This is a genomic window from Azospirillum sp. UENF 211521, from assembly GCF_058780535.1.
The window spans coordinates 1,360,837-1,377,437 of sequence record NZ_JBSNCF010000002.1; the positions used below are offsets into that span (position 1 = coordinate 1,360,837).

10 protein-coding genes and 1 pseudogene are annotated in these 16,601 nt (G+C 60.5%); 9 read left to right on the top strand and 2 right to left on the bottom strand.

From position 1 onward, the window contains the following. The first annotated feature begins 505 nt into the window (after positions 1 to 505). From ACWPN5_RS22980 to istB, 9 genes are all read left to right on the top strand, one after another. Positions 506 to 1,483, top strand: coding sequence for a hypothetical protein (locus ACWPN5_RS22980; RefSeq protein WP_492297551.1), 978 nt, complete (start codon positions 506 to 508; stop codon positions 1,481 to 1,483). Between the two features lie 146 nt (positions 1,484 to 1,629). Next, the gene (locus tag ACWPN5_RS22985; protein ID WP_492297553.1) at positions 1,630 to 2,142 is read left to right on the top strand and encodes a winged helix-turn-helix domain-containing protein; all 513 of its coding nucleotides are present in this window, start codon (positions 1,630 to 1,632) and stop codon (positions 2,140 to 2,142) included. Beyond that, positions 2,139 to 2,582 carry an IS630 family transposase gene (locus tag ACWPN5_RS22990; protein WP_492298020.1) on the top strand — a complete coding sequence of 148 codons (444 nt, stop codon included), beginning with the start codon at positions 2,139 to 2,141 and terminating at the stop codon, positions 2,580 to 2,582. The genes ACWPN5_RS22985 and ACWPN5_RS22990 overlap by 4 nt, the downstream gene beginning before the upstream one ends. A gap of 59 nt (positions 2,583 to 2,641) precedes the next feature. Further along, a complete protein-coding gene (tnpA, locus tag ACWPN5_RS22995) occupies positions 2,642 to 3,034 on the top strand; it encodes an IS66-like element accessory protein TnpA (protein WP_492297555.1) in 393 nt (130 codons plus the stop codon). Beyond that, positions 3,031 to 3,378 (top strand): IS66 family insertion sequence element accessory protein TnpB, encoded by a 348-nt coding sequence (gene tnpB / locus ACWPN5_RS23000; protein ID WP_149168379.1) that lies wholly within the window; start codon positions 3,031 to 3,033, stop codon positions 3,376 to 3,378. Before tnpA ends, tnpB begins: the two co-directional genes overlap by 4 nt. Positions 3,379 to 3,460: 82 nt before the next feature. Next, the gene (tnpC, locus tag ACWPN5_RS23005) at positions 3,461 to 5,083 is read left to right on the top strand and encodes an IS66 family transposase (protein WP_492297558.1); all 1,623 of its coding nucleotides are present in this window, start codon (positions 3,461 to 3,463) and stop codon (positions 5,081 to 5,083) included. Positions 5,084 to 5,089: 6 nt separating this feature from the next. Continuing rightward, positions 5,090 to 5,344, top strand: coding sequence for a hypothetical protein (locus tag ACWPN5_RS23010; RefSeq protein WP_492297560.1), 255 nt, complete (start codon positions 5,090 to 5,092; stop codon positions 5,342 to 5,344). An 89-nt stretch (positions 5,345 to 5,433) separates the two neighbouring features. Then, positions 5,434 to 6,717, top strand: coding sequence for an IS21-like element ISAzs30 family transposase (gene istA, locus ACWPN5_RS23015; protein ID WP_492296729.1), 1,284 nt, complete (start codon positions 5,434 to 5,436; stop codon positions 6,715 to 6,717). Next, positions 6,717 to 7,589: an IS21-like element ISAzs30 family helper ATPase IstB gene (istB, locus tag ACWPN5_RS23020; RefSeq protein WP_492296731.1), complete on the top strand. Its 873-nt coding sequence runs from the start codon at positions 6,717 to 6,719 to the stop codon at positions 7,587 to 7,589. The genes istA and istB overlap by 1 nt, the downstream gene beginning before the upstream one ends. A 344-nt stretch (positions 7,590 to 7,933) precedes the next feature. Here the strand turns inward: istB and ACWPN5_RS23025 are convergent, their stop codons facing one another. Both ACWPN5_RS23025 and ACWPN5_RS23030 read right to left on the bottom strand, forming a co-directional pair. Beyond that, on the bottom strand, positions 7,934 to 16,156 hold the full coding sequence (locus tag ACWPN5_RS23025) for an FG-GAP-like repeat-containing protein (RefSeq protein WP_492297562.1): 8,223 nt from the start codon (positions 16,154 to 16,156) through the stop codon (positions 7,934 to 7,936). Positions 16,157 to 16,250: 94 nt separating this feature from the next. After that, a pseudogene (locus tag ACWPN5_RS23030) lies at positions 16,251 to 16,481 on the bottom strand (transposase domain-containing protein); the annotation flags it as partial. Positions 16,482 to 16,601: the final 120 nt, after the last annotated feature.

Below are 16,601 nucleotides of genomic sequence, written 5' to 3' on the forward strand. Positions count from 1 at the left end.
TGTCGGTGGTCGGCGCAATCGTCCGGAGATAGCTACATCGCTTTCATCCACCTTGGCTGCTGCGGTCCGGCGCAACTCTGCGAGCGTTTGCGGATTGCGCAGCATCTGACCGACGAGACGTCCAAGACGCGGCTTGCCAGTGCCGGGAACCGGGGCACGGCGAATTCTGAACATGACCTTTCTCCGCTAGGTAGCTACCTAGCGGAAGGCCGAGGGCTCCTTGCTCCGTCGACGCTGCATGACCATGGCTCGCGCATCACAACGATCGCAACATAGCGTGTTCGGGCCGCTCCGCCTAGTCCACCCAGGGTCGATGGTCTCGAACTTGGTGTCCCCTTTCACCACACTCCTATCGGCGGATGTCGCCCCTTCCTGGGCGGCGGGATCGTTCGCTTTGCGCCAGAAGCGGAAGTTGGATCGGCGCGCAGCCGTTCTGATCTTGCGCATCTCCCTCTACCGCCGTGCGGTGCCTATATGAGTGGCGAGCCGATGAGCAGGGGGCGGAATGCGCGAAAGCAATACGAGCGGCATTTTCGCCAATGCCGTGGATTCCATCAAAATGGGAATTGAGGACTACGCGTTGGATACGCCGGCCCGCGCATTGTCGGCCGTGCGCAATTTCTACGCGGGCGTGCTGCTGCTCGGAAAGGAGGTGCTTATCCGTGCAGCGCCCCTTGCCGATCCTAATGAGGTTATCGGTGCCAAATATGCCCCTGTACCTGACGGTAAAGGCGGGGTGGATCATGTGATCGAGGGCTACCAGACGGTTGATTTCAACACGCTCAGCAAGCGCTTTAAGGATTTCAAAATCCCGATCGACATCAACAGGCTTCAGGAATTGAACGGTCTCCGAAACCACATCGAGCATCGTTATACCGATCAGCCTGCCCATGCGGTTCGCGAGGCCATTGCTCGTGCCTTCCCGATCACGGTCGCGATGTTTCAGCAAGTCGGCGAGCATCCAGCCGAAGTGCTCGGCGACGCTTGGCCGATCATGCTCGAGGTGCGTGCGCTCTACGAGGCAGAACTCGCACGATGCCGTGCCACGTTTGCCGGGGTCGATTGGGTCTCGGCGACGGTCGGGGAGAAGCACCTGCACTGCCAGGAATGCGGTTCCGATCTGATCGAGCAGCGTGACAGTGCCAATACAGATCAGGAGGCGCTCGCGCTTGTCTGCCGAAGCTGCGGCGCCGAACCCGACTGGGATGACGCGATCGCTGACGCGGTCGATCGTGCTCTCTCCAATGAGGCATATGACCGCTTCAAGGACGCGGGTGAATCCGGGCCAGTCTACGACTGCCCCGCGTGCGGGCAGCATACATATATTGATTTCGAGGACGCCTGCGCAGTGTGCGGAGAAACCTTCGACTATGAAGCCGAGTGTATGCGCTGTTCCAGCGGTATCCCAATTGAGGATGCGCTCGCTGGCTTCGATGAGGGGCTGTGCAGCTATTGCACGCACGTCATGGGCAAGGACGATTAAAGGCCATAGCATGGGAGAGTCTCGGCGCGCTGGATGCCGGCGATAGCGTAGACTTATACCGGCGAGCGGAGCCGCTGACTCACTGAGAGGGATTCCCAAGGCCGGCAACCCGTGATTCGATTCCCCATCGCGATGGGGAGGAGCGAATGCCAGCGGCGTTGCCGATCCGGGAAGACCTGAGCGCCAGCGAATTGCGTGCTTTGGCGCGGCGGGAGAACAAAGGGCGGGTGGCGGCACGCATGTTCGCCATCGCCCATGCGCTCGACGGGGTGAGCCGGGCGGAAGCGGCGCGGCTGGCCGGCATGGACCGCCAAGCCCTGCGCGATGCGGTGGTGCGCTACAACGCCGAAGGCGTCGCCGGACTCTATGATCGTCCGCTGCCCGGCCGTCCGGAATGGCTGACCGAAGGCGAGCAGGCGACGCTCAAGGCCATCATCCTGGCCGGTCCCGATCCCAAGCGGCATGGCTGCGTGGAATGGACCCTGCCGATCCTGTGCGAGGTGATCGCCGACCGCTTCGCCAAGACGCTGCATCCGGCCAGTCTGTCGCGCATCGTGCGTCGGCTGAACCTGTCGAAGCAGAAGACGCGGCCCCGCCATCCGCAGTCCGACGCCAAGGCCCAGGCCGCCTTCCAAAAAAGGGGCTGCGCGAAGCGCTGAAGGCCGCGGCCGCCGCGCATCCGGAGCGGCGCCTCCAACTCTGGTTCCAGGACGAAGCGCGCATCGGCCAGAAGGGCCGCACCACGCACCGCTGGTGGGAGCGCGGGCAGCGTCCGGCCGGGCTGTGCGACAAGCGCTTCACCTCGGCCTACCTCTACGCCGCCGTCTGCCCGGCCAGCGGCGCCGACTTCGCGCTGGTCATGCCGACCGTCTCCACCACCGCCATGAGCCTGTTCCTGGACGGCTTCTCCCGAAGCCTGGAACCGGACGTCCAGGCGGTGCTCGTGCTCGACCAGGCCGGCTGGCATGGATCGCGGACGCTGGTCGTGCCTGACACCATCACGCTGGTGCCGCTGCCGCCCTACAGTCCGGAGTTGAACCCGGTCGAGCGCGTCTGGCTGTACCTGCGTGGTACCCCTCCGCCGAGCGCCGCCTTGTGACCGAGCGGGGAAGCTGAATCATGGGGCCTGTCCCTATGGCTATCCCTATGGCACTCCCTATGACTATCCAACGCGTCGAGGTGATCACGGGCCTGGAGCGGCGACGGCAGTTCAGCGACGAGGAGAAGCTGCGGCTGGTCGAAGAGGCGTTCCAGCCGGGCGTCAAGGCGACCGAAGTCGCCCGGCGCCTGGGCGTGGACGTCAGCCTGCTGTACCGCTGGCGCCGCCAGTTCTTCGGTCAGCAGCCCCGGCTGCCCGCCTTCCTGCCGATCAACGTCGCCACCGACGCTCCGGCACCGGAGGAGGTGACGGAGCCGACAGCGGCGCCCGTAGCCCCACCAGCCGGTCTCATCGAGGTCGAGTTCGCGACGGCGCGCTTGCGCATCAACGGCCCGGTCGATCCGGCCCTGGTCGGCACGGTGATCGCCGCGCTGTCGGGACGCTCGGCATGATCCCGGTGCCCTCGGGCGTTCGGGTCTGGCTGGCTGGCGGGGTCACCGACATGCGCTGCGGGATGAACTCGCTGGCGCTGAAGGTCCAGGAGGGTCTTGGCCGCGATCCCCATGCCGGCGATTTATACGTTTTCCGTGGGCGTCGCGGCGACCTGGTGAAGTGCCTGTGGCATGATGGGCTCGGCATGTCGCTTTACGCCAAGAGGCTTGAGCGGGGCCGTTTCATCTGGCCGAGCCCGGCCAGCGGAGCCGTGGCCATTTCCGCCTCCCAGCTCGCGTATCTGCTCGACGCCATCGACTGGCGCAATCCGCAGCAGACTTGGAGACCGCGCTCGGCCGGATAAGCTGCGGCACAGTGAATCAACCCGCCGCTCTCCGGCAGGAAGAGCGAGGATTGGTCCGGGGTTCACGGTACAATCCGGCTCCATGGACGCCCTGCCCGACACCATCGACGCCCTGCGCGCCGCGCTGATCGAAGCGCGTGGCCGGGCTGCGTTGGCTGAGGCGGACGCCGCCCAGGCGCGGGCCGAACGGTCCGGCGACCAGGCGCTGATCGCCAACCTGAAGCTCCAGATCGAGAAGCTCCAGCGCGACCTCTACGGCCGGCGCTCCGAACGGACCTCCCGATTGCTCGAGCAACTGGAATTCCAGTTGGAGGAGGCGGAGGCCAGCGTCGGCGAGGACGATCTGGCGGCGGAGCAGGTGGCCGAGGCGACCGGCGCGGCCCGCATCACCCGCAAGGCGCCATCGCGCAAGCCGTTCCCGGCGCACCTGCCGCGCGAGCGCGTCGTGATCCCGACGCCGGCGGTGTGCCCATGCTGCGGCTCGACCCGGCTGTGCAAGCTGGGCGAAAGCGTCACCGAGACGGCCGAGCGAATCCCCGCGCGGTGGACGATCATCCAGACGGTGCGTGAGAAATTCTCCTGCCGGGACTGCGAGACGATCAGCCAGCCGCCGGCCCCGTTCCACACCACGCCGCGCGGCTGGGCGGGGCCGAACCTGCTGGCCACGCTGCTGTTCGAGAAGTTCGGCCAGCACCAGCCGCTGAACCGCCAGTGCGAACGCTTTGCCAAGGAGGGCATGGCGATCAGCCTGTCCACCGCGGCCGACCATGTGGGGGCGGCCTGCGGAGTGTTGAAACCGCTGCTCGACCGGCTCGAAGCGCATGTGCTGGCGGCGGAGCGGCTGCACGGAGACGACACGACCGTGCCGGTGCTGGCCAAGGGCAAGACCGACACCGGCCGCATCTGGGTCTATGTGCGCGACGATCGCCCCTTCGCGGGTGTGGCGGCGCCGGCGGCGCTGTTCCGCTACTCCCGGGACCGTGGCGGCGGACATCCCGAAGCACACTTGGCCGGGTGGACCGGGGTGCTGCAGGCCGACGCCTACGCCGGCTACAACCGCCTCCACGACGCGAGCCGCCGGCCGGAGCCGGTGGCCGAGGCCCTGTGTTGGGCGCACGCGCGTCGGAAATTCTTCGAGCTGGCCGATATCGCCGCCAACAAGCGGCGCGGCAAAGGAGCGCCGCCGATCTCCCCGCTGGCGCTGGAGGCGGTGCGGCGCATCGACCCGCTGTTCGACATTGAGCGCGAGGCCCTCGGGCGCTCGGCGGCCGACCGTCTGGCGGTGCGCACCGAGCTGTCCAAACCCCGGGTCGAGGAACTGGAGAGTTGGATGCGGACCGTACGGGCCGGGATGTCGAAGCACGCGCCGGTGGCCAAGGCGATGGACTACATGCTGACCCGCTGGGAAGGCTTCACCCGCTTCCTGCACGACGGACGGGTCTGCCTGACGAACAATGCCGCCGAACGAGCGTTGCGCGGTATCGCTCTGGGCAGAAGGGCATGGCTATTCTGCGGCTCGGATCGAGGCGGGCAGCGCGCTGCCGCCATGTACAGCTTGATCGTGAGCGCCAAGATGAACGACATCGATCCCCAGGCGTGGCTGGCCGACGTCCTGGCCCGCATCAACGATCTGCCGCAGACCAAGTTGCACGAGTTGCTGCCCTGGGAATGGAAGCGGCTGCACGAGACGACCACGGCGATCTGAGGAACCATGGCCAGAACCCGTAACCTCGTGACCATGGAGCGCGTCGCCGAGATCCTCGGCGAGGACGTCGAATGGCTGATCGACATCGCCATCGAGCTGGAGCCAGAAGACGGTTGCCTGACCGTGTTCGGCCCAGGCGAGCAGTGGTTCTATGCTCTGACCGAGGATGGCGTCGAGAACCTCAAGGAACTGATCCAAATCCACCTGTCAGTGCCGATTGGATACTCCCCGGAAAGGGCGACTGAAAATTCCCCAGGCTAACGCAACGGCAGGGCTCCGGGGCGTACGCCCCGGAGCCCTGCGGCCACTCGTCGCCCATGATCACCCTCCGAGGCGGAGGGAGAGGGCCGGTGGTCAGACTTGGGGAACTCGTCATGATTCTCGATCTCGCCCGCGAGGGCCTGTCGGTGTCAGCAATCGCACGCCGCACCGGCCTGGATCGCAAGACCATCCGCAAATACATCGCCCGCGGATTGGAGGCGCCCGCCTACACTCCTCGGCCGGCTCGGCCGACGCTGCTCACACCCTTCGAGCCCTATCTGCGCGAACGCCTGCAGGCCTTTCCCGATCTCAGCGCCCGGCGACTGCTGCGGGAACTCAAGGAGCGCGGTTACACCGGCGGCTACACCATCCTGAAAGCCGTGGTTCGCGCCATCCGTCCCACCCCATCACCGTCCTTCGAGCGCCGCTTCGAGACACCGCCCGGCAAGCAGGCCCAGGTCGATTTCGCCTTCTTCAAGACGACCTTCACCGACGAGCCCGAGGTGGAACGGATCGTCTGGCTGTTCTCCATGGTGCTCGGCCACAGCCGCATGATGTGGGCCCGCTTTGTGGCCCGCCAGGACCTGCAAACCGTGCTCCGCTGCCACATCGCCGCCTTCGACAGCTTCGGCGGCGTGCCGGAACAGATCCTCTATGACCGCATGAAAACCGCCGTGCTAGGCGAGATCGAAGACCCCGATCAGCCGACCCAAGGCATTGCCTACAACCCCAAGCTCCTCTCCCTGGCCAGCCACTACGGTTTCCTGCCGAAGGCCTGCAAGCCGTACCGCGCCAAGACCAAGGGCAAAGTCGAACGGCCCTTCCGCTATGTGCGCGAGGACTTCTTTCTGGCCCGCAGCTTCCGCAATCTCGAGGACCTGAACATCCAGTTCACCCAGTGGCTGGATCAGCTCGCCAACCGCCGTCGGCACGCCACCACCCAGCGCGTCGTCGCCGAGCATTTCGCCGAGGAGCGCCCCCACCTCAAGCCGCTGCCGGCCGGCCCCTTCAACAGCGTCCTGGCCCTGGAGCGCCGCGTCACCCGCGACGGCATGGTGTCGGTCGGCGGCAACCTCTACTCCGTGCCGGATTGCACCCGCCGGCGGACGGTGGAGGTGGAGGTCACCGCCGGCACCGTCACCATTCTGGAGGACGGCATAGCCGTCGCATCCCACCCGGCGCTGGAAGGACGAGGCCGGCGGCGCATTGCCACCGGACACCGGACCCAGCCCCCACCGCCCAACAGCCAGACGCCCAGGGAGGTCGCCATGCCCCCGGCACCTCCGCTGCAGGGCGGCACCGTCACGCCCCGCTCGCTGGCCATCTACGACACCATCGGCCGCCACTTGGCCAACCAGCCGGGGAGCCCGTGATGAGCACCACGTCGCTGGAAGCCGGCCCCGCCACCCTCGACCGCATTCGCCAATATCTGGTTGGGCTGAAGATGCCGCGCGCCTTGGAAGCGCTGGAGCACATCCTGCGCCGGTTGGAACGCGGCGAACTCTCCGCCCTGGAGGCCATCGACGCCCTGCTGGGCGAGGAACTGACGTTGCGCGAGGGACGCCGCATCAAGGCGGCCCTGAAGATGGGCCGGCTTCTCTCCATCAAGACGCTCACCGGCTTCGACTTCTCCTTCCAGCCCTCGCTCGATCGCGATCGAATTATGACCTTGGCGCAGCTCGACTTCGTCGACCGGCACGAGGTGGTCCATTTCCTTGGCCAGCCCGGCTGCGGCAAGACGCACCTGGCCCTCGCTCTGGGGGTGGAGGCCGTCAAGGCCGGCCGCTCGGTCTACTTCGCCACACTGGCCGACATCGTGAGCTCGCTGGCCAAGGCCGAGCGCGAGGGGACCTTGCGGGAGCGTCTGCGCTTCCTATGTCGGCCACAGCTGCTGATCGTCGACGAGATCGGCTACCTGCCGGTGATCCCCGGCGGCGGCAACCTATTCTTCCAGCTCGTCAACGCCCGCTATGAACGCGGCGCCATGATCCTGACCTCCAACCGCGGCTTTTCTGAATGGGGCGATGTCTTCGGCGGCACTGTCGTCGCTTCCGCCCTACTGGACCGCCTGCTGCACCATGCCGTGGTGGTGCAGATCGAAGGCGCCAGCTACCGCCTGCGCCGTCATGCCGAACTGATGCCGGACAACAACCGCAGCAGGCCGATCACGGCCCCACCGCTGGCTCCACGGCGCCGAGGCCGGCCACCAAAAGCAAGGAGCGCCGACACCGAAGCCAATCCATAGCCCTTCAAACCATCTGGGGATTTTTCAACCGACCGTTCTGAGGAAACTTCATTCGGCCTTTACACCACCGAACGGGACGCTGAACGCTTCGATCCGCATCCGCGTCACTCACCGGATGCGTACCAAAGACCGACCGGGATCGGCGATGGGACTTGATCCAACAGCTGCATCATGTGAGCTCCCATGGTTCACATGTGCGACAACAGCTGCACCCTCTTCGCTTCAGCACCGAATGAATGCGCGGATGAACCCCGGTTGAGTGCTGAATCACAGCCTCCATGCACCAGAGCAACTCCACGGCACGGTCCTGCTGCCATTTGAGGATTATCAGGTCATAGACTTCGTCATCTCCCTAGCACACGCAGATCCCAATGGTTCCACCATGACGGAGGGCCGTTTCCGATCCTCATCGTCGGTCCAGGCACACCTGTACGATACGTGCTTTCGTAAGTGAAAGGGCCTTCTCGTAGCTTTGTATATCCGAACCTTAAGTATCTGTTTTGATTAATGAACTGGAGCGCCTTAATCTCCTTACCAAGACTGCCCAAATAAGCGAGACCGCGTGCCGCTCCGGCTGGATAAAACGCAGAAACAAGTCCACCACCCAACTTTCCGGCCATATATGCCTCGGAATTTGCGTCTACGTAGCCTGCTGCACCAAGCTTCTTATTTACCCAATCAGTTACACCGAAGCTGGCTCCAGAACCAAATCCTTGAACTCCATTAGAAATATCGTCGGGAATCATCGGCAATTCTGCGATGAATTTTTCGAAGCGGCTCTGACGGTATTCGTCGGCGATCTCGTGCGCTTTATCGTTGAACATAAACGAGAAGGCACCAATAATCGCACCATTTACAAACTTCCCTCCGGAGATAGCGGAAACACTACCCCCGACGATAGCAGCGCGCACAACATCTGCAGACGTACTTCCAAGCCTAAACGAACTTGTATATTTAGTTATCGCGCCAGAAGCAAAACCTCGCCAGAAGTTTCCACCTTGCGCCGATTCTGTAGCGCCTCCGACAACACCATGTCCGAAAATTGCGCCAGCCGAGTCCGGCGAACCAATTGATCCCTCCAGTCCGCTAAACGCGCTTCCAACCCCGTAGAAGGCTCCAGCAGAGATGCCGCCGATAACAGCCCCTCGCACCGCACCACTCAGTATGTCGTTTATGTCACCACCATACAGAGCTGCACTCAACGCTCCGGTCGTCGCTCCTGCTGCCATTCCCGACAATATGGCCGCAGCCAAAGTTCCACCAGCGCCGCCGGTAGCAACAGTAACAACAACCGCGACTGCCACGATTACAACTGTTCGCCAATTTTCTTCGATCCATTTCCCAGTTTCGTTTACGAAGTGGCCCACTCCTCGGCCAATCGCACCAATCCCTTCGCCAATTCCTTGTATGGCACCGCCGATTGCATTACCGACATCATCAAGGAACCCAAACCCGCTAGGATCAATGTATTTCAGGGGATTTCGTCTCGCATATTGGTATCCATTCCCTGTCTGTGTATCTAACAGCGACTGGTTCAATATATCAGGAGAGGTGAAGACTGCAGTTGCTGCGCCGAACATACGACCGTTCATGTTGATAAGAGAAAACTCATCCATATGCTCGTGGCCGGTAAAGCCGCGATCCCAGCTGTTATCAAGTCGCTGGCCGGGACGCGTACCCTTGGGATCACGCACGAAAGCTGTTCGCTTGCCCCAGGGATCATACCAGAACGCGGCGGCTACCCGCCCCGCCTCATCCGTAATCTTGATCACGGAGCCAAGCTGGTCCTTGTGTAGATACCAAACTTTGTCGGTCTCGATCAGGCTACGCGGAATCTCAGATTTGGACTGATTGGCGCGCTTGCCAGTTATCTGGCTCAGAACGTCGGAGTACTCGCCATTGGTTTCGATGGTCGCGAACACGCCGTCGCCATTCGAGAGATAAATGCGGTGCCGTGTCAGCTTTCCTCGTCGCGCGTCGGTCAGCGGCCCGACATACTCGGTTACGCGCTCATAGGAGCCCAGATACAGCGTCTCGACGGCCTGAATTCCCGTACGAGAAAACTGGCGATAGCGCGCACCGCTTGGCGCATAGTCGAAGCGTGCCCACCTCGCTTGGTCGGCGAAGAGCAGTTTCATCTTGTTGTCGGCCGTGTACTCAAAAGTCCCCGTCGGACCGCGAACCATGTTCCCGTTCAGGTCATAGCCGTAGCTGTCCCTCGTTGAGCCAGACTTCGTCTGGAGCACCGCATGGAACGGCTTGGCGTTCGGGTCCTCTCCTGCCAACGCGATCGTGACCGGCGGGGCATAGGAGTAGTCCCCGACACCAGACTTAAAGGTTATGCGACCCGCGGCATCAAACGCGTAACGCTCAGCCGAACCGTTGGGCTTGGACATCCCCGTCAACCGATCGAGAGCATCGTAAGTGAACGCTTCGCTGATCGGCTGCCCCGGGCGCGTTCCCTTCTTCTCTGTTCGGCTTGTGAGGTTGCCGACGAGATCGTACTTCAAGGACAGGTCAAGGACTGTCCCTTCCTTCTCTTGGCCGACATAGATTGTCTGCGGGCGGGCGCTTTGAGGGTCGAAGGTGCGCGTTGTGCTCAGCCCATTTCCAAGGAGATCAATCGTGGTCCGACCGAACTGATCGACGTCGATAGCTGTCCAGTACTCGATGCCGCTATAGGCGTTGCGTACGGATTGAAGGTACCCCTTCTTATCGTAGACGTTTTCTACCGAAACCCCGTTGGGATAGTAAAGTCGAGCCACGCGACCAAGACGATCATACTGAGTTGATGTCGCAAAGGTCTCGTTACCTATAACGACAGCCCAGCGGTTCTGCCGTCCGAACTCGTCATAGAAGAAGTCCTCGCGATACCCGTCAGATCCCCTTACCGAGGCGATTTTTCCGATCCCTCTCGCGGCGGTGTCATATTCCCACCAGGATGCGGCGTCATTCTGCGACTTCCGTAAGGGGCGCCCGAGCAGGTCATATTCTATCGTTGTGATCTGCTGCTTTGCGTCGATTTGCTCCACCAACCTACCAAATGGATCGTACTGATACCGCCAGCGGCCCATGTCTGGATCGGAAGACTCGACTCGTTGTCCAACTCCATCGTAGGTGTGGCGGGTCGTGGCGCCAGTAGGGCCGACCATCGTCAGCAATCTATCGCCTGCGTCGTAGGCATATGTCACCATGCCACCCATCGCATCTTTGACCAGCAATGGCAGAAGACGCATGTTGGTTGTGGTGGTCGTTTTCCTTCCAAGTGGGTCGGTGATGATCAGCATCGAGCCACCGCCTGCTCTCGATGCATAAGCGGTCTCTGTGACCGCGCCGTTAGGGGCTATGGTCCTGAGCGCACGCCCGAGTGCGTCGTAGCGATCGACGAGTGCCCAGTAGCGCGCGGAACCTCGCTCATAGGGCAAGCTGGTCCTTGTCGGGCGCCCGAGCAGATCATACTCTGTGTCTCGCTGGATCGGACGCTTGGCACTCGCATCGGTCGTTAGGCCCTCTGCGACGGTCCGCAGAACCCGTCCCTTGGCGTCTATCAGCCGAGTGGTTGGTGGCAAGTTGTCGGTCCACGCGCGCACAACATAGACAACATTCAGGCCATGGACTGCATCCGCATCATTCAGGTCTGCAGGCAACAGCAATTCGGATGATGAAGAGACACCCGTGGGCGAAACCTCTCGCAAGAGACGTCCGAAGCCATCGTACTCATAGCTGGTCGTCAACCCATTCGGCCCTGTTACGGAGAGCGGAGCGCCAGTCGTGAGCTTTGGCTCTTTGCGCACCGTGTGTCCCAGTGCGTTCGTCTCGGCGATCGCAAAACGACCGAGAACGTCATACTGGGTCCGGGTTGTTCGCGCGGGCTGGCGTGGAGCTGCTACTTCGGTCGATACAACGTTGCCGTATTCATCGCGTCGGTAGGTCGTCGTGACGGATTGGTCAGGAGATTGAACGTTCGCCCGCTCGAACGCCAACAGCCCCGTCGAGGCATCGTAGCCAAATTCGGCGATTTTGGATTCCGTATACCGCGTTGTATCTCCGGGCTTGATCTCGTCTCCGACCTTGACCACGACCGAGCGTGTCAGGCGGCCGAAGAACCATTTCTCTACATTGTCCTGTCTATACACGTTCGTCGTTCGAATGGAGGTGCCGTCTCCTCTTAGGCTGAGGGTCTCCACCACGTTCTGGCGCCGCTCAAGGAGGTCGGCAGGCGCGTCGTATTCGAAACTGTCTTCCTGCGAAGAGACGATCCCTCCATCCAATTCGTATGTTTTCGAGGCAGTCGAAGCGATATTGATCTGCCGAAGGAGACGCGCGGGCAGACCGTTTTGACCACCAACCGTCTTCTCTGCCAATTGCCAGGACGTTTCTGTCTCGCTGAGCTTGTAAACTCCCGCGAGCTCTGCGGTCAGCGTTGATGGGCACCAGTTCAGCGGAGACGGGTCGAAGGTGCGTGCCGTATCGTTTCCAGTGGCTCGGATTTGCAGGCCCTGATCGGAGATCCAACAGGTGGCCTCGCGAACGGGGCTGTTGCGAAGCTTCACGTCCTGCAACAATTCCGTGCGGGTCAGGATTCGGCTTTCCGTGGCTTCATTGAAGCTCTCTCGCCAACGGAATCCCAACGATCTCATCGCCAGCCCGTGCATGCGAAATTCGCCATATCGGTAGGCAAAGGCGATGCTTCGTGAGTTGCCTTCATCGACCACCGCACGGCGGACGACATAGCTTGCAGGCACAGGCGAAATGATTGGGTACTGTGCCAACGCGCCAGGCGAATAGACAGACTTCCAAGGAGCCGTCTTGTTCTTGTCGCAAGGGCTATTGGGGTCCGGGTCGAAGGGAACCTCGAGAAGTGTCTGGTAGCAGACTGTGGTCGTTAGTCCCATCCCGTTATTGATTGATGTCAGCACATCAGAGCGACGACCTGTGTTGACAAGAACAGTTGCGCTTCCTGGAATAGCGCCGCCTGTTGTAAACGACTGAAGTACGTCGAGCAGGCCGTTGCCATCCACATCGAAAAGGCGAACCCCCTGATCAACGCCTTTCTCATCGATGAAGGCGGGGATCATGTCGGAAAGGCTCTTTTCTGCCTCTACCCACGTCGACCCGTTGTTGACAAAAATTCCAGCCTCTTTTTGACCACCCGCTATTTTCCTTGAGTAGACAACATCAAGCAAACCATCGCCATTTACATCCAGAAGCCGGAAGCTGGGATCGCCATCCCGATCTGCAATGACCGCAGTCTGGAGCTTCCAAGCCGGGACTTCTACAAAGCCACGGCCAGTCGAAAGAAAAGTCGCGGATCCATTTGTCCCACCAGCCCGCTTCGTAAAGATGATGTCTGCAAGGCCATCACCATTAACATCCGCCCATTGCACAAGCGCTCGTCTGTCGCGAAGGGGCTCATCGAGATATAGCCGCGAACCGTTGGCGAAAGTCGGAAACCCGATGGATGGATCGCGCCGCCAACCCTTGCCTGTGTTGGTCCATACCTCCAAGACATCCTTCGAATTGTCGTAGGGATGTTTGAACGCCGCTACTATATCGGGAAGCCTGTCGCCATCGACGTCGATGATCTGGACGAAGAGATCCCGCGTTCGTCCACCAGCATTGGCTTCCTGCGACACGAATGGGAGAGGTGGATCAAAGCCTGGCGAACGAGCCCATAAACTGCCATCGTTCAGAAACGCAGCCACCCGAAATAGGTGCCTATTCAGTTCACATGCTTGTTGGCCGTTTTCCGTCTTGCAGATCTCTACCTGCTCATTTGCCCCGGTCGATCCCTTACTCGGCAGGTATCCGACAAAAATGTCGGCGCGGCCATCCCCATTAAGATCAACAATCCTCACGCCAAGGTCGCCAACTCCCTCTTTTGCGAACGGAAAATCCGCCGGAGGGGTCAAATCTGAAGGCACGCCGGGAGCTTTTTCTTGGAGCGCCCATTTCCGATCAATGCGAGGATCCCAAGTCCTGCCCGGGTCACATACCTTTTGGTCCTCAGGGCTATTCGGATCGCAAGGTACGTTTCGGTAGTAACCCCGCTCTTTCGTCCCATTCGCACGCTCGTAGCTGTAGAGGATGTCGATGAAGCCATCGCCGTCCACGTCCACAAATTGGACCGGGTTCCCCGTAATGTGATCCGCTGCAAATGGTTTCGGTGGAACAAGCCCTGCGACCGGCAGCCAACCAGAGCCGGTATTTATGTAAGCACCCTTCTCGTCCTTGTCTGCGCTCTGACCTTGCCGGAAATAAACAATGTCGGGAAGACCATCACCGTTCAAGTCAAGAAGCCGGATGCCTCGGTCTTGCTGGTCTGCGCGCGCAAAGGCGACCCTTGGTACGTAATCTGGAACTTCTGCGAACCCCGACGTCGACCCTTTGTAGACACGTTCAGTTCCGACATCCGAAGCGGCGGGCAGAATTATGTCTGAGATCTGATCGCCATCGATATCGCCAACAAACGGATTTGGATCAAATTCTGCAGCTATCGACGTAGATAGTGCCGGAGGATCGAACCTAGCGTCCTTGTCCCAACCGGTTGGGGTTTGTGTGTAGGCGAACTTGATTGCCGTTCCGCTGGCGATGGCGTGGTTTGCGATGATGCCAGCTTGGCCATTTATCTGGACGACCCGCACAGGTACCGGTTTTCCGTTAGCTGAGACCAAGTCAAACGGTGGCTCTTTCCCACCTACCGGCTTCCACCCGGTGGGCGAAGCCGTGATCGCCGCCCGAAAGCTAGTTCCTTCACCGGTTGATGCGACCAAGCTCGCGCAAGTTTGCCCGGTGAGCGCTACCTCAAGAAGTGCATCAGGATTGATGCTGGCCGGAATGAGCTGCTCTGGTAGGAATTGGGGTCGAATTTCCTCGACCCAGCCGGCTGCGCTGAACCGAAAGACGCGCCACTTCGGCCCGCCGGCTGCTGTAGGGTCAATACCGATGAGTTCCGGGGTTCCATCACAATCGACGTCGATCAATTTTGCGAAGTGCTTTAGTGGGACAGGAGGAACAAAAGCACCTGACCGCGGGGTCCAACCTGCACCGTTGTTCTCAAGAAAGCCCAACTGGCCTTCTGCTTCATAAATCAGATCCAGTTTCCTTGAGGCACCCAGGCGACCGGTCAATATGGCCGCAACGCGTTGGCCGTCTACGCTGATGTTGAAAGGAACGCGATAGGTATCAGTAGCCAGCCATTTGTCCTTGTCTGCAAGGAAGGCCGAACTCTGTAACGTTCCATCCTTTGCCTTGTTACTCTGGATAAGGTCGGTTCGGCCATCTCCATTCACGTCAATCAGAAGAGCTCCAAGGTCCGCGCCATCGCCGTTCGTAAACGCGAAGGGAGGCTTGTAGCCGTCAACGGAATCCCATCTGCCATTGCCAAGATTGCGGTAGGCAAAGGTCTCCAACTGACCGTTTACTTGCGCTGCCACCAGGAGGTCAGGAAAGACACTCGGTTGCTCGGCAAATCGCGTGAAGCGGTACGCGCCCGCCAGTTGCCGCCGCTGAGCAAAGGCAATGCCGACGGGGAGGCCGTACTTATTGTCTTCCCAGCCGAACGTAGGCGCGGAGTATGTGAATTTGGTCGGCGCAAGTTGGCTTCCATTTTCGCCGAACTGCGTGACACTCGTCAGCACGAACCGGTTTGCGGTTGCGTCGCGATCTTCGTATCCCAGCCTGTACGTTGAAACAGTTTCCTGTCCTGAGCCTAGACTACCGCGTTCCTTTGCAACAACCGAATGGATGGAATCTAGCCGCCGCTTCTTCTTGACGGTGTGGCCGGCTACGAATGCCTCTAGAACCCGTGCTGAAATCGTGTACGTAAATCTGACAGATGCAAATCCCGGATGAACGACCGTGGTTTGCCCCGTCGCAAAATCGACGGTTCCTCGACCCGTATAATTGATCTCAGCGATATCGTAGTCGCCATCTCCATCATTATGATACTTGAATTCGATGAAATTTCCGGCCGTATCAAAGATAAAACTGGCTGCATGAAGCAAAGTCGGGCCACTCGAAAATTGAATGCGGCTACCTCCTGCTCCATTGAAAACTATTGTCAAACCACCCTTCGTGCGGACCAAAAAACTTGAATTTGGGAAGTCTGAGCCAAATTGAACAATCTGACTTTGATCATCGACTTCCTTACGAAATTCGACCCTTCGCGCCACTCCAGTGCCACTGCTGTTTATTGGTACAAGACGTTGGCCATCAAGGAAAAGAGCGTCCGACTCTTGCAGTCGGACGCCGTCAACTACACCGTCAAAGAAGAGAGATTTGGGACCGCGCGTTATTGCAGAAAGTCCCGCGATAGACCAGCCTGCGCCGACACTGCCCCCTGGAGCCTGAGAGTCGTAAACTAACGCTAATTTCGGCTCGGTTCCTGCACTTCCGGGCGCAATTCTAATCGGGATGCTATAAGTGGAGCTCCCTGACAACGTCACATCAAAACTGCCGCCGATTGCCCCAACGATACTCTTTGATTGTGCAAACGATTGACCTGGCAGGGTAGCTATCGAAAAGCTAACCACGAGGAAGATTAATATTTGTCGAAATACATTCATCGCCGGACTCCCCCCAATCCTGCCATAATCGTTAAGATTACAATAAACTGCACTCGTGTCGAGTTCTCGTTTAAGCATCCGCTGAGTGCTGCCGTCAGGCAGCTTTCGTCTGCTCGCGGATTGCCTTCCATTCCCAGGGCAGGAGTTCGGGCGGGCGGGCTTGGGGCATGTCGTTGATGCGGGCCAGCACGTCGGCGAGCCACGCCTGAGGATTGACGTCGTTGAGCTTTGCCGTGGTGATCGGGCCGTACATGATCGCCGCCCGCTGGCCGCCGCGATCGGATCCGCAGAACAGCCACACCTTCCTCCCGAGGGCTATCGCCCGTCCATTGTGCCCATGCCGGCAGTGATCTTGCCCTGCTTCGGTGGACACCACAGCTAAGCTCCGAGTGGAGCGGGAAGGTGTCTGATACCGGCGAGCGGAGCCGCTGACTCACTGAGAGGG